The 12,454-nt window shown below is 73.4% G+C and carries 15 protein-coding genes; 8 read left to right on the forward strand and 7 right to left on the reverse strand.

Annotated features, from left to right (window positions below):
• Positions 1-130 precede the first annotated feature (130 nt).
• Both FHX44_RS35450 and FHX44_RS35455 read left to right on the forward strand, forming a co-directional pair.
• Positions 131-622 (forward strand): ATP-binding protein, encoded by a 492-nt coding sequence (locus tag FHX44_RS35450; protein WP_147259760.1) that lies wholly within the window; start codon positions 131-133, stop codon positions 620-622.
• Positions 623-648: 26 nt separating this feature from the next.
• Entirely contained in the window at positions 649-945 is a 297-nt protein-coding gene (locus FHX44_RS35455; protein ID WP_147259761.1) for a hypothetical protein, read from the forward strand.
• Here the strand turns inward: FHX44_RS35455 and FHX44_RS35460 are convergent.
• Positions 915-2,405, reverse strand: a complete 1,491-nt coding sequence (locus FHX44_RS35460; RefSeq protein ID WP_147259762.1) for an aminotransferase class V-fold PLP-dependent enzyme — start codon at positions 2,403-2,405, stop codon at positions 915-917. The genes FHX44_RS35455 and FHX44_RS35460 overlap by 31 nt on opposite strands.
• A gap of 77 nt (positions 2,406-2,482) precedes the next feature.
• Here FHX44_RS35460 and FHX44_RS35465 point away from each other — a divergent pair, with 77 nt between their 5' ends.
• Positions 2,483-3,694: an MFS transporter gene (locus tag FHX44_RS35465; protein ID WP_147259763.1), complete on the forward strand. Its 1,212-nt coding sequence runs from the start codon at positions 2,483-2,485 to the stop codon at positions 3,692-3,694.
• A gap of 69 nt (positions 3,695-3,763) precedes the next feature.
• Complete coding sequence (locus FHX44_RS35470; protein WP_147259764.1) at positions 3,764-4,555, forward strand: SDR family NAD(P)-dependent oxidoreductase; 792 nt, start codon at positions 3,764-3,766, stop codon at positions 4,553-4,555.
• Between the two features lie 17 nt (positions 4,556-4,572).
• Here the strand turns inward: FHX44_RS35470 and FHX44_RS35475 are convergent, their stop codons facing one another.
• Together FHX44_RS35475 and FHX44_RS35480 are read right to left on the reverse strand one after the other, a co-directional pair.
• Positions 4,573-4,908: a histone-like nucleoid-structuring protein Lsr2 gene (locus tag FHX44_RS35475; RefSeq protein WP_147259765.1), complete on the reverse strand. Its 336-nt coding sequence runs from the start codon at positions 4,906-4,908 to the stop codon at positions 4,573-4,575.
• A 189-nt stretch (positions 4,909-5,097) separates the two neighbouring features.
• Complete coding sequence (locus tag FHX44_RS35480) at positions 5,098-5,757, reverse strand: hypothetical protein (RefSeq protein WP_147259766.1); 660 nt, start codon at positions 5,755-5,757, stop codon at positions 5,098-5,100.
• A 187-nt stretch (positions 5,758-5,944) separates the two neighbouring features.
• On the opposite strand from FHX44_RS35480, the gene FHX44_RS42455 reads away from it, so the two are divergent.
• Both FHX44_RS42455 and FHX44_RS35485 read left to right on the forward strand, forming a co-directional pair.
• Positions 5,945-6,112 (forward strand): hypothetical protein, encoded by a 168-nt coding sequence (locus FHX44_RS42455; protein WP_170309168.1) that lies wholly within the window; start codon positions 5,945-5,947, stop codon positions 6,110-6,112.
• 250 nt (positions 6,113-6,362) lie between these two features.
• Positions 6,363-7,901 carry an AMP-binding protein gene (locus tag FHX44_RS35485; RefSeq protein WP_147259767.1) on the forward strand — a complete coding sequence of 513 codons (1,539 nt, stop codon included), beginning with the start codon at positions 6,363-6,365 and terminating at the stop codon, positions 7,899-7,901.
• Here FHX44_RS35485 and FHX44_RS35490 read toward each other — a convergent pair.
• A complete protein-coding gene (locus tag FHX44_RS35490; RefSeq protein WP_147259768.1) occupies positions 7,874-8,626 on the reverse strand; it encodes a DUF899 family protein in 753 nt (250 codons plus the stop codon). The genes FHX44_RS35485 and FHX44_RS35490 overlap by 28 nt on opposite strands.
• A complete protein-coding gene (locus FHX44_RS35495) occupies positions 8,623-8,925 on the reverse strand; it encodes an ArsR/SmtB family transcription factor (protein WP_147259769.1) in 303 nt (100 codons plus the stop codon). Before FHX44_RS35495 ends, FHX44_RS35490 begins: the two co-directional genes overlap by 4 nt.
• Positions 8,926-9,030: 105 nt before the next feature.
• On the opposite strand from FHX44_RS35495, the gene FHX44_RS35500 reads away from it, so the two are divergent.
• The gene (locus tag FHX44_RS35500) at positions 9,031-9,360 is read left to right on the forward strand and encodes a DUF3817 domain-containing protein (protein ID WP_147259770.1); all 330 of its coding nucleotides are present in this window, start codon (positions 9,031-9,033) and stop codon (positions 9,358-9,360) included.
• Positions 9,361-9,653: 293 nt separating this feature from the next.
• Here the strand turns inward: FHX44_RS35500 and FHX44_RS35505 are convergent, their stop codons facing one another.
• Positions 9,654-10,688, reverse strand: a complete 1,035-nt coding sequence (locus tag FHX44_RS35505; RefSeq protein ID WP_246170764.1) for a helix-turn-helix transcriptional regulator — start codon at positions 10,686-10,688, stop codon at positions 9,654-9,656.
• Between the two features lie 86 nt (positions 10,689-10,774).
• Between FHX44_RS35505 and FHX44_RS35510 the strand changes: the two genes are divergently transcribed.
• Positions 10,775-11,206 (forward strand): ester cyclase, encoded by a 432-nt coding sequence (locus FHX44_RS35510; protein ID WP_147259771.1) that lies wholly within the window; start codon positions 10,775-10,777, stop codon positions 11,204-11,206.
• 3 nt (positions 11,207-11,209) lie between these two features.
• On the opposite strand, the gene FHX44_RS35515 is transcribed toward FHX44_RS35510, so the two are convergent.
• On the reverse strand, positions 11,210-12,421 hold the full coding sequence (locus FHX44_RS35515) for a trans-sulfuration enzyme family protein (protein WP_147259772.1): 1,212 nt from the start codon (positions 12,419-12,421) through the stop codon (positions 11,210-11,212).
• Positions 12,422-12,454 lie beyond the last annotated feature (33 nt).

Below are 12,454 nucleotides of genomic sequence, written 5' to 3' on the forward strand. Positions count from 1 at the left end.
CACCGTCAGCCGGCGAACTGCAGGTGAACGCTGCGCCCGCCGGTCGGCCGTGCGCGACGAGCGGGCCACCGGCCGTATCGAAGCGTCCGGCGACGTTTGCTTCTCCCGGAAGCGGTGGAACCTGTCGGACATGGAGGTTTCCCGCCGGCCCGCCCCCGGCCGTATCGAGTTCGTCCACCGCAGCTGGCCGGCGGACCCGGAGCAGCTCGCGGCGATCCGGCGGGAGCTCTCCGGCTGGCTCGCCCCGCTGGAACTGACCGAGATGGAGGTCGCCGACGTCGTGCTCGCGGTCGACGAGGCCGCCGCCAATGCCGTGCGCCACGCCTACGGCCCCGACGAGGCCGGGGTCGTCGAGCTCACGCTGTGGACGGAGTCCGCGACGACGGAATCAGGGACGACGGAATCAGGGACGACGGAGCCTGCGACGCTCTGCATCGAGGTCGTCGACCACGGCAGCTGGCGTCCACCTGCCGACCGCCCCGCGGAGGGCGGGCGCGGAATCCCCCTCATGCACCACATGTCGGAGTCGGTGCTCATCCACTTCGACGACCGGGGCAGTCGCGTGCTCCTGCGGCACCGGATTCCCGACCCGAACGGGGAGCGGGAGCGCGAGGAGGCCTGAGGCCCCCTGGCGGGTACCCCGGGGACATGGTCAAGCGGCAACGAGGAGACAAGCCGCACCGCACGCGGGCCGACTACGAACGTGGCCTGCCCGACTACCACGACCCCACCGCCGGATTCGGCGGGGCCGCCCCGACCTACAGCGCGCTGACGCTGCGGGCCGTGCTCGCGGCGTTCGGGCTCGTGTTCGCGGTCGGCGCGGCGTGGATCGGGTTCGCGAACGCGTTCCCGCTGCTCGGGTGGGCGATGGTGGTGATAGCGCTGATCGCCCTCGTCGATCTCGCGTGGGTGCTCTACCGCAAGTGGCGCGGCGAGCCCGGCTGAGAGTTCCCCTGGCGCTGGTGCAGCATCGCGGCCGCCTCGGCGCGCAGCCGGTCCCACAGTTGGTCGACGTGCTCGGGACCGGTGGTGACCGCACCGATCGCCACCCGGATCACGTAGCGCCCGCCTGCCACGGTGTGGGTGAGGAACGCCGTGCCAGAGGCGTTGACCCGGGTGAGCACCTCACGGGACGCCGCGTCGTCGGCGTCCGGCCCGGCGCCGGTGACCACGCGCAGGCAGACCAGTGCGAGCGACGGCTCGGCGGCCAGCTCGAACGCCGGGTCGGCACGCACCCGGTCAGCGAGCTTCGCGGCGAGCGCGACGTGCTCGCGGATGTGGGACCGCAGCCCGGACAGACCCGTGCCGTGCACCACCGCCCACAGCTTGAGCGCCCGGAACCGGCGCCCCAATGGCACCTGCCAGTCCCGGTAATCGACCACGGTCCCCGACTCGGAGGCGGTGTTGCGCAGGTACTCCGGCGTGATCGACAGCGCTGCCGGGAGCGCGGCACCGTCGCGCACCCACAGCAGCGAGGCGTCGAAAGCGGTGAGCAGCCACTTGTGCGGGTTCGTGGAGAGCGAGTCGGCCAGCTCGACGCCGTCGAGGAGGTGCCGGAACTCGGGGCACAGCGCGGCCACCCCGGCCCACGCCGCGTCGACGTGCACCCACACCCCGTGCTCGCGCGCGACCTCGGCGACCTGGCGCACGGGGTCGATCGCGCCGGTGCCGGTGGTGCCGACGGTCGGGCAGACGAGCACCGGCCGCAGCCCGGCCGCGGCGTCGGCCGCGAGGGCCGCTGCGAGCGCGTCCGGGTCCATACCGAGCGATCCCGGCGCGGCGTCGACGACGCGCAGAGACCGGGCGCCGAGACCTGCGACGCGCACCGCCTTGGCCAGCGAGGAATGGGTCTCGGCCGTGACGTAGACGCGCTCGTCGCCGCCCACCCCGGTCTCCCGCCACCGGGGCTCGGCCCGGTGCAGCGCCGCGAGCAGCGCGACCAGCGCCCCGGACGAGGCCGAGTCCTGGATGCAGCCACCCCCGCGGCCTGCGAACGTGAACGCCGGGTCCAGGCCCAGCGCGGCGGCGAACGCGTCCAGCAGGACCTGCTCCACCTCGGTGGCGGCGGGCGAGGTGGACCACAGCATCCCCTGCGCCCCCAGCGCGCCCGACAGCATGTCGCCGAGCAGGGAGTGCAGGGACGCGTTCGCGGGGAAGTAGCCGAAGAACCGCGGGTGCTGCCAGAGCGTGCTCGCCGGCACCACGACCCGGTCGACGGTGTCGAGCAGCGCGTCGAGCGGGGCGGGGTCCTCGGGCAGCTCTGCCGGCAGCCGGGCGCGCACCCAGCCCGGGTCGACCCCCGGTTGCACGGGCAGCGCGTCGAGCCCGGCGCGATGGTCGGCGATCCAGTCGACGACGGCGTGGCCGAGCCGGCGGAACTCCTCCGGGTCGAGATCGACGGTCATACAGCCACGCTAATGAGTGGCAAGACTCACGTGCAGCACCGGCAGCGGATCGGGCGCTCGCGGCGCATGGTCGGACGGTGACTGGCGAGACCGGCGCGACGACGGGCCGAAGCGGCGAGCGGACCCGGCTGCGCCTGCTGCAGCTGACCGGGTTGACCAGCAGCTGTGACCGCTTCTCCCTCGCGCCGCTGATCGTGGTCATCGCCATCGACATGCGGGCGCCGCTCGTGGCCGTGATCGCCGTGGCGAGCGCGTACTACCTCGCCTACGGCCTGATGCAGCCCGTGTGGGGGCTGGTGAGCGACCGCATCGGGCGCGTGCGCGTCATGCGGATCGCGCTGCTGGGAGCCGCCCTGGCGGGCGTCGTGTCGGCCGTCGCCCCGAACCTGCTGGTCCTGGGCATCTCCCGCACCGTTGCGGCGGGCTTCGTGGCTGCGCTGATCCCGGCCACGCTGGTGTACGTCGGCGACATGTGGCCCTCGCAGGTGCGGCAGCGCCCCCTCGCGGAGGTCCTCACGGCGTCGTCGCTCGGCACGGCGCTCGCCACGGCGGGGGCGGGACTGGCCGCTGAGCTGGTCGGCTGGCGGGCCGTGCCGGCCGCCACCGGTGTGGCCGCAGCCGTGCTGTGGGTGGCCTTGCGCCGGCTGCCCGAGCCGGAGCACGAGCCGGCGACCGGAAACCCGATGCGTTCCCTCGCCGCCGTCGTGCGTCACCGCTGGGCGCAGGCCGTGCTCCTGCTCGTGCTCGTCGAAGGCGCCGTCGTGCTGGGCGTGGTGACCTACCTGGCGCCCGCGGTGCAGGCGCTGGGTGCGTCGGCAGCCGTCGCCGGCCTGGTCGCGGCGTCGTTCGGGGCCGGCGCCGTCGTCCTGTCGCGCGTGGTGCGGCTCCTCGTCGGGCGCCTGTCGGCGCCCGGGCTCGCCGCGGTCGGCGCGGTCATGCTCGTCGGAGGCTGGGCAGTGCCCGCGCTGAGCGTCTCGCTCCCCACGGTCGCCGTCGCCGGGGCACTGGTGGGCGGGTCGTGGGCGTTCCTGCACACGACCCTGCAGAGCTGGGCCACCGAGGTCGTGCCGGGGGAGCGGGCGACGATGATCGCGCTCTTCGCGGCCCTGCTGTTCCTGGGCGGCTCGGTGGGCACGGCGCTGTTGGCCCCGCTCGCCGATGCGGCCGCGTTCGACACGGTGTTCCGGGTCGCGTTGACCGTCTCCGTGCCGCTGGCGATCGCCGCCGTGCTCGCCCGCCGCCGTTACGGCGACCGGGGGACGGTCGGTCCGGCCCCCGCCGCCGACTGACGGTGGTACGGCGACCGACGATGGTATGACAGGGCCTGTCGATCACGAACGACACGAGAGGCGGGAGCTGTGGACATCACGAACGGGGTTGCGCTGGTGACCGGTGGGGCCTCCGGTCTCGGTCTCGCCACGGTGAAGGCGTTGCGTGCGGCGGGCGCGCGGGTGGTGATCCTGGACCTGCCGACCTCGGCAGGCGCCGAGCGCGCCACCGAGCTGGGCGACGGGGCGCGCTTCGCCCCGGGAGACGTCCGCAGCGAGGCCGACGTGGCCGCTGCCCTGGACGTCGCCGAGGAGCTCGGGCCGCTGCGGGTGGCGGTGAACTGCGCAGGCATCGGCACCGCCCATCGGACGGTCGGCCGCGCGGGCGCGTTCCCGCTCGCCGACTTCACGCGCGTGATCGAGATCAACCTGATCGGCACGTTCAACGTGATCCGGATGGCCGCCGAGCGGATGATGCGCCTCGACCCGATCGGCAGCACGAACGGCACGAACGGCTCGAACGGCGAGGAGCGGGGCGTGATCGTCAACACCGCGTCGGTGGCGGCGTTCGACGGCCAGATCGGCCAGGCGGCCTATTCCGCGTCGAAGGGCGGCGTGGTCGGGATGACCCTTCCGATCGCGCGTGATCTCGCGAGTGCCCGGATCCGCGTGATGACGATCGCCCCGGGGTTGTTCGACACGCCGTTGCTCGCGGGGGCGTCGGACGAGGTGCGTGCCTCGCTCGGCGCGCAGGTTCCGCACCCCGCCCGACTGGGGGATCCCGCGGAGTACGCGGCGCTCGTGGCGCACATCGTTGCCAATCCGATGCTCAACGGGGAGGTCATCCGGCTCGACGGCGCAATCCGGATGGCGCCGCGCTGAACGGGCCGCGCGGAAACTCAGTGTGCCTTGTGGTAGGCCTCGAGCACGTTGGACGGGATGCGGCCCCGCTCCGAGATCTTCAGGCCCTGCTGCTGGGCCCAATCCCGAATGGCCTGGTTCTGCTCGCGGTCGGTGCTGGGCCGCGACGTGGCGACGGCGCCACCCGAACGGCGGCGTCCACTCGTGCGACGAGCTGCGGAAATGAAGGGCGCGAGGGCGTCGCGCAATCTGGCGCTATTGGCCGAGGAGAGGTCGATCTCGTAGGACTTGCCCTCGAACGCGAACTCGACCTGCTCGTCGGCGACGCTGCCGTCCAGGTCGTCGACCAGGGTGACGGTCGTCTGCTTGGCCACTGTGCTGCCTTTCAGAACTGCTCCGGGTACGCCGGACAACCCGCAGGGCGGGCATCCGGCGCTGGAGAACGGTGGGAACTGATTTCGGATGGATGATAAAGGAGTCAGGTGCGCATTGTCGATCCGGGTCCGAACCATGGGCGTGGACACCACCGGAATGGATCGCGCTCGGCCGGAAAGGGGGGTCCGTCAGGACGCGGCCGGAGGCGGAGGCAGCTTCACGGCGATCTCACCGCCGAGGCGGAACCCGGGTGCGAGGTCGAGATCGTCGCCGCTCCAGAACCGTCCCGGGTCATACCAGTCCGGGCTGCGGTCCGACGCCAATAGCCCCATCTGCTGGTAGGTGAGGGCGACGACCTCCGCGCAGTAGGCGCTCTCCGAACCGGCTTCGGCCGGGGATCTGCGCCTGCGCAATGCGGTCGGCAGCCGGCCGCGCAGCCATCGGCCCGCCAGGCGGGCCGTGGAGGGGAACGGGGTGCCGTCCAGCCGGGCGACCGCCCGCAGCGCGCCGTCCTCGTGCGCGCGCCCGACGGGCCCCTCCAGCTGGCGTAGCCAGGCCCGCTGCCCGTAGCGGTGGCCCCACTGCAGTACCGCGTCGCGCAGATCGTGCAGCTGCACGCCGCGGTGGCGGGTGCCCGTCCAGAGGTCGGGGAGCGCGCGGCCGAGCTCGGCGTGCCACATCAGCGGCGGGAGATCGTCCAGGACGAGGGCCATCCCGACGTGGTTCACGGGGGCGTTGGTGAGGCCGCGGATGGCGCGGTCGGCGCCGGACGAACCGCGGAAGAGCCAGATGTCGCCGGTGCGCACCAGCTCGCACGCCTGGTCCAGGCCGATCGGGGCGACCGCCACGGCCGTAGGTTAGTGTCCCGCGCCGGGAGCCCACCACGTACCTCGACGGCCCAGCTTCCCGCTGGGCGCACCGGCGCACCGGCGCACCGGCCGAGTACGCCCGGTACGAGGCCGGTCCGCCGGCACACCCATCGGAACTGGATCCGCCGATCTACGCACCGGACTCCCGGCGCGGGACACTGGTCAGATGCGCTTGTGGAAGCTGCTCGGGCTCGCCGGGCTGGCCGGGGTCGCGGCCACCGGTGTCGTCATCGCGCGGAACCAGCGGCAGCGGCGGGCGTACACGCCGGAGGAGATCCGGGCGCGGCTGCACGAGCGGGTCGCCGCTCTGGAGGAGGCGCCTCCGCCGCGCTGACCTGCGCGGGCGGGCAGACCCAGCCGCAGCTCGTGTGGTCCCAGTAGCAGCGGCGGTCGTGCCGGTGCCAGGGCTCGGCGGGGAAGTCGATGCTCATGGTCGGTCCTTCTCGACGGCGGGAGGCCTGCCGCACCTGCCCCCGTGCTCGGCCGGGGCGGGACGGGCGTTACGGCTCGGGAGGAGCCGCGGCGACCGGTGCCTGATACGCGCGCGGGAGGCACCGTCGCGCCCGGCGGGAGATAGTGATCGGGTGGACCTGTCGTTCGAGCCGCTGACGCCGGTGTCGTTCCTCGATCGGGCCGCTGCCGCCCACGGCGACCGGATCGCCGTCGTCGACGGGGACCGTCGCTACAGCTACGCGCAGCTGCACGATCGGTGCCGGCGCCTCGCGGGGGCGCTGGCCCCGCTCGCCGGGGGTCGTCCGGTGGCGGTGCTGGCGCCGAACACCCACGTGCTCCTCGAGGCGCACTTCGGCGTGCCGTGGGCCGGTGTGCCACTGGTCGCGATCAACACCCGGCTGGCGGCGGCGGAGGTGGCCTACATCCTGGAGCACTCGCAGGCCGCTGTGCTGGTGCACGATCCGGGGTTCGACGCGCTGGTGGCGGATGCCGTGTCGGGGCTGGCCGAGCCGCCGGTGCTCGTGCGGGTGGGGGAGCGGTACGAGGAGCTGCTCGCCGCTTCGACGCCGCAGGCGGTCGCACCGGCCGACGAGCGCGGGCTGCTCTCGGTCAACTACACGTCCGGGACGACGGGGCGGCCCAAGGGCGTGATGTACCACCACCGCGGCGCCTACCTGCAGGCACTGGCCATGGCCGCGCACACGGGCCTGTCGCCGTCGGCGGTGCACCTGTGGACGTTGCCGATGTTCCACTGCAACGGCTGGTGCTTCCCGTGGGCCGTCACCGCGGCGGCCGGGACCCACGTGTGCCTGCCGAAGGTGGAGCCGGAGGAGGTCTGGCGGCTCCTCCGCGAGGAGGGCGTCACCCACCTGGAGGGCGCACCGACCGTGCTGTCGATGATCGCCTACGCCGCGGCGGCCGCGACGCTGGAGCGCACGGTCCGCGTGGCCACCGGCGGGGCGCCGCCGACGCCCGCGATCCTGCGCCGGATGGGCGAGCTGGGGTTCGACGTCACGCACCTCTACGGGCTCACCGAGACGTTCGGCCCGGTGATGATCTGCGACTGGCGGCCGGAGTGGAACGGCCTCGACGCCGACGAGCAGGCGCGGCTCAAGGCCCGCCAGGGCGTCGGGAACATGATCTCCTGCCGGGCCCGCGTCGTCGGGCCGGACGGTGCGGACGTCCCGGCCGACGGCGCGACGATCGGTGAGATCGCGCTGCGCGGCAACAACGTGATGCTGGGCTACCTGCACGACCCGGACGCGACGGCCGCCGCGGCCCCCGACGGCTGGTTCCGCACCGGCGACCTCGGTGTCCTGCACCCCGACGGCTACGTGGAGCTGCGCGACCGCAGCAAGGACGTGATCATCTCCGGTGGTGAGAACATCGCGAGCGTCGAGGTCGAGCAGGTGCTCGCCGACCACCCCGCCGTGCTGGAGGCGGCCGTGGTGGCCGCCCCCGACGAGCGGTGGGGCGAGGTGCCGGTCGCGTACGTGACCCTGCACGAGGGCGCGAGCGCCACCGCGGAGGAGCTGCAGGAGCACGTCCGTGGGCGGTTGGCGCGGTTCAAGGCACCCAAGCAGGTCGTGTTCGGCCCGCTGCCGAAGACCTCGACGGGCAAGATCCAGAAGTACGTGCTGCGTCAGCGCCTCGAGGGCACCAGCGGGTAGGTGTTGTCCGGATCCTGGTCGCCGCGGCCGGACGGCAGCAGGTCGAACAGGTTCCAGACCGGGCTCATCAGGTCCATCCCGCGCATCGACCCGTCCGGGAAGTCGGCGGGCTGCGTGGTGACGTGCCGGATGCGACCCCCGGTGTCCTGGGTGTGCACGCTGAACGCCGGGAACAGCGCGCCGCGGGATCCGGAGACGCCGAGCTCGTCGAGGAACGTCGTGCCGGCACAGGAGACCAGCCGCGCCCGCCGCCAACCCCGGCTGCGGGCCCACGCGCGCAGCACGGGCAGCGGCGCGGGCGCCATGACGGCGAAGCCGACGCGCTGCGTGAGATGCCGCTCCACCCCGTCCAGGCCGTCGACGAACATCGAGCACGCCGCGCAGGCCTTCGTGTCCTCGGGATGCAGCATGAGGTGGTAGAGCACGAGCTCGTCGTGCCCGGCGAAGAGCTCCGACAGCCGCACGGCGCGCTCCGGGCCGTCGGCCGACAGGTCGTCGGGGCCCTCGACGAACGTGTGGTCGGGCAGCTCGCCGCCGGGCGGGAGCGCCCGCCGCTGCGCGGCCACCGCCTCGATCCGGTCGCGCAGCTCCGCCTCGGCCGCCACCAGATCCATCCGCGCCCGGCAGTACTCCTCGGACGCCGATTCCGGCCACAGCCGCGGCGACTCGCCCTCGACGTGCAGGGTGATGCTCTTGAGCTCGGTCCACCACGGTGCGGACGTCATGTTTCCTCCTCGTCGAGAGCCTGCTTCAGGGCGGCGAGCCGCGTGTCCCAGAAGTCGGCGACGAACGCGTGCAACTCCGCGAGTGCCTCGGGGCGGGCCCGGTAGAAGCGCCGGGTGCCCTCGCGGCGCTCGACGACCAGCCCTGCGCCCCGCAGCACGCGCAGGTGCTGAGAGACCGTGGGCCGCGCGACGTCGGGGAACCGGCCGGCGATGGCACCCGCCGTGAGCTCCCCGTCGCGCACCAGGCGGAGGATCTCGCGCCTGCGCGGTTCGACGAGGGCTTCGAGAACGGCTTGCACGGAGGAAGTGTAGCTCAGTGCCTACGTAGGTGCCAAGCGACGAATACGCTGTGTACTTCGACACCCGGCAAATGGGTAGCCGCCTGCGTCCGGCAGAGTGAAGGGGTGGCTGTCGTCTCCCCGTCCACCGGCGCACTGGCGTTCCGCGTCGTCGCGATCGCCGAGGCGTGCTCGTGGGCCGGCCTGCTGATCGGGATGTTCTTCAAGTACGTCGTGGTGTTCGACGACATCGGCGTGAAGGTGTTCGGGCCCGTCCACGGTGCGCTTTTCGTGGCCTACGTGGTCGTCACGCTCGTCGTCGCCCGCACGTTCCGCTGGCGGTTGCCGGTCACCCTGATCGCGCTGGTCGCGAGCATCCCGCCGCTCGCCACCCTGTGGTTCGAGCGGCGTGCCCACCGCCAGGGCATGCTCGCCGAGCCGGTGGCCGTTGCCTAGGAGCACCCTGAACAACTCCGACCTACTGCGCGGCGCCCAGGCGGCGCCCTCGCCGCGTTGGACGATCGCACCGATACAACAGCGGTATCGGCCCGATCGTCCGCCTTGCGATGGCACCACCTGGACGCCGCTCGCCACGGCCGGAGTTGTTCAGGACCCTCCTAGACACGGCCCCGTGCCTGCGCCACGAGGGCGGGCCATCCCCACCCGCGGCCGGCCGCCCCCCTCGGGGCCCGGCCGGGGCCGGCCGCCGGGGCCGACGGCCCCTCCGGGCCCGGGGAGGAAAGCGGGACTCAGCCGCCGAGCATCAGGCCGACCAGATCCCGCCTGCTCCGCACGCCGAGCTTGTCGAACACGTTCTTGAGGTGGTCCTGCACCGTGTGCGGCGAGATGTGCAGCGCGGCGCAGATCGCCCGGGTCGAGGACCCGCGCAGCACGAGTCGCGCGACCTCCGCCTCACGCCGGGAGAGCCCGTAGGCGGCCAGCCGGATCGCGACGGTCGCGCGCGGCGCGCACGGCTCCACGACGACGGCGACCCGGCCGGCGCCCGCTCCGTCGAGGCGGGAGGCGTGCAGGGCGAGCCACCGGCCTGAAGCGGCGTGGACGCGCGTGGTGGGGGCGGCGCTGTCCCGGCTCAGCGCGGCCGCGACCGCGTACACGGCCGTGGGCAGCGGGAGGTGGCGGGCCGGTTCCAGCTGCGCCAGCAGGGCGTCGGCCTCCGGGGTGGCCGCGACGACGGTCAGGTCCTCCGCGAGGACCAGCACGCCGGGACGCAGGTCGTCGGCGGCCGGTGCGGGACCGTGCAGCAGCACCGTCTGGCGCAGCGCGTGCGCGATGTGCGGCCCGACGCGGGCCACGAGCGCGGCCTCCACGGGGCTGAAGCCCAGCGGGTGGTCGGTGCGGTGCAGGCACAGGAAGCCCCAGCAGTCCCCGCCGGTCGTCAGGGCGACCCGCAGCTCGTCGCCCAGCCCGGCCGGGCGCATGATGTCGCGGTAGCGCCCGCTCGACCAGCGGTCCCCGCGGGTCGCCGCGTCGAGCGACGACACGTGCGTGGAGGCCGTGGCGAGCGTCGTGAACTTGTTGACGTCCGCGTCGCGGAACTCGTTGTCGAGGAACAGCGCCGTGGCCGCGGCGAGGGGTTCTTCGGAGTACCCGCTGGTGAAGAGCAGCGTCTCCGGGTCGGCCGTGGCGAAGAAGGCCGCGTCCACCGGCATGATCCGCCGCAGGGACCGCAGGACCCCCGTCCGCAGCGCGGGGAGGTCCAGGCCGCTGTGGCACAGCCGGACGAGTTCCTGCTCCGCCCGCCCTGCACCGGATGCCGGGCTCACGGACGAAGTGTCCGCCCACGCGAACGGCGGCGGAACCCCATGTTGTTGGGATGGCCCCCGCTGCCGCGGCGCTCCACCCTTCCGCCATGAGCACCAGCCAGGAATCCCGCAACAAGCAGCTCGTCGACGCGTTCATCCAGGAGCTCTTCACGAAGGGCGACCTCGAGGCCGTCGACCGTTACGTGCACCCCGACTGCATCGACCACGACCCGCCGGTGCCCGACGCGCCCTCCGGGGCGGAAGGCCTGCGCCGAGCGGCCGTCGTGTTCCGGCAGGCGCTGCCGGACTGGCACAGCGACGTCCTCCAGCTCGTCGCCGAGGGCGACACGGTGGTCGAGCGGTTCCGCGCCAGCGGTACGCACACCGGTGCCCCGCTGATGGGCGTGCCACCGACCGGCCGCGCCATCGTGCTCGACGGCATCAACGTCTTCCGGATCGAGGACGGCAGGATCGTCGAGCGCTGGGGCCGGCTCGACGAGCTCGGGCTGCTGCGCGGGCTCGGCCTCGTGCCCGCGTAGCCGTCAGGCCGGCCCGACGGCCACGGTCAGCGCCTGGTCCAGGTCGGCCACCAGGTCCCGAGGGTCCTCCAGACCCACCGAGAACCGCAGGTGGCCGTACCGCCGGAACTCCTCCGGGTAGAACCGGGCGCGCTCGTCGTCGCCGGACACGTGCACGATCAGCGACTCGTCGTGTCCGAGCGACACCGCCGACGTGATCACCCGCAGCGCCGCGACGAACCGGTTCTGCGTGTCGGAGTCGCCTGCCACGGCGAACGCGACCATGCCGCCGAACCCGCCGTCGAGGGTGCGGGCGGCGAGCGTGTGCTGAGGGTGCGACGCGAGGCCGGGGTAGGCGACGTAGGCCACCCGCGGGTCCTGGTCGAGGAACTCGGCCACCGCCTGCGCGTTCGCGCAGTGGGTCCGCATCCGCATCGGCAGCGTCACCGAGCCGCGCATGATCAGCCAGGCGTTGAACGGGCTGATCGCCCCGCCGACGTTCACCATCGCCTCCGTGCGCACCGCCTCGACGAGCGCCGTCCCTGCGTCGCCTGACCCGATGACGGCGCCGCCCATCGCGTCGCCGTGGCCGTTGATGTACTTCGTGAGCGAGTGCACGACGACGTCCGCGCCGAGGGCGAGCGGGCGCTGCAGGACGGGCGTGGCGAACGTGGCGTCCACCGAGAGCAGGGCGCCTGCGGCGTGCGCGAGCTCGGCCACGGCGGCCACGTCGGTGATGCGGGTGGTCGGGTTGGCCGGGGTCTCGACGTGCACGAGCCGGGTCTCCGGCCGGACGGCGGCGGCCACGGCGGCCGGGTCGGAGGAGTCGACGAGCGTGGCCGTGATCCCGTACTTGGCCGGGAGCAGCTCCGTGAGCAGCCGGTACGTGCCGACGTAGGTGTTGTCGGAGCAGACGACGTGGTCGCCGGAACGCAGCGCGGCGAAGAGCACGGCGTGGATCGCCGCCATGCCGCTGGCGAGCGCCACCGCGGCGGCCCCGCCCTCGAGCGCCGCGAGCTTCTCCTCGAGCCACTTCTGGTTGGCTCCGCCGTTGCGGGTGTAGAGCGGCGTGCCGGTGCCCGACCAGGAGATCTCCGACGGGTCGTCGGGCAGGGCGTAGGAGTTGGCCATCACCAGCGGGCGGCGGATCGCCCCGCTCCCGGCGTCGACGGCGTTGCCGGCGTGGATGGCGAGCGTGGCGAGGCGGCGGAGGTCGGGGCGCGGTGAGGTGGACACGCCTCCTTTCTAGTGACTCCCGGGGGTGAAGGC

The organism is Pseudonocardia hierapolitana (assembly GCF_007994075.1).
Taxonomy (GTDB): Bacteria; Actinomycetota; Actinomycetes; order Mycobacteriales; family Pseudonocardiaceae; genus Pseudonocardia; species Pseudonocardia hierapolitana.

Bases quoted from the DNA above. Each gene is read 5' to 3' on its own strand.
- FHX44_RS35450 (WP_147259760.1), top strand. From the start codon at position 131: ATGGAGGTTTCCCGCCGGCCCGCCCCCGGCCGTATCGAGTTCGTCCAC.
- FHX44_RS35455 (WP_147259761.1), top strand. From the start codon at position 649: ATGGTCAAGCGGCAACGAGGAGACAAGCCGCACCGCACGCGGGCCGAC.
- FHX44_RS35460 (WP_147259762.1), bottom strand. From the start codon at position 2,405: ATGACCGTCGATCTCGACCCGGAGGAGTTCCGCCGGCTCGGCCACGCC.
- FHX44_RS42455 (WP_170309168.1), top strand. From the start codon at position 5,945: ATGCGCTTGTGGAAGCTGCTCGGGCTCGCCGGGCTGGCCGGGGTCGCG.
- FHX44_RS35490 (WP_147259768.1), bottom strand. From the start codon at position 8,626: ATGACGTCCGCACCGTGGTGGACCGAGCTCAAGAGCATCACCCTGCAC.
- FHX44_RS35510 (WP_147259771.1), top strand. From the start codon at position 10,775: ATGAGCACCAGCCAGGAATCCCGCAACAAGCAGCTCGTCGACGCGTTC.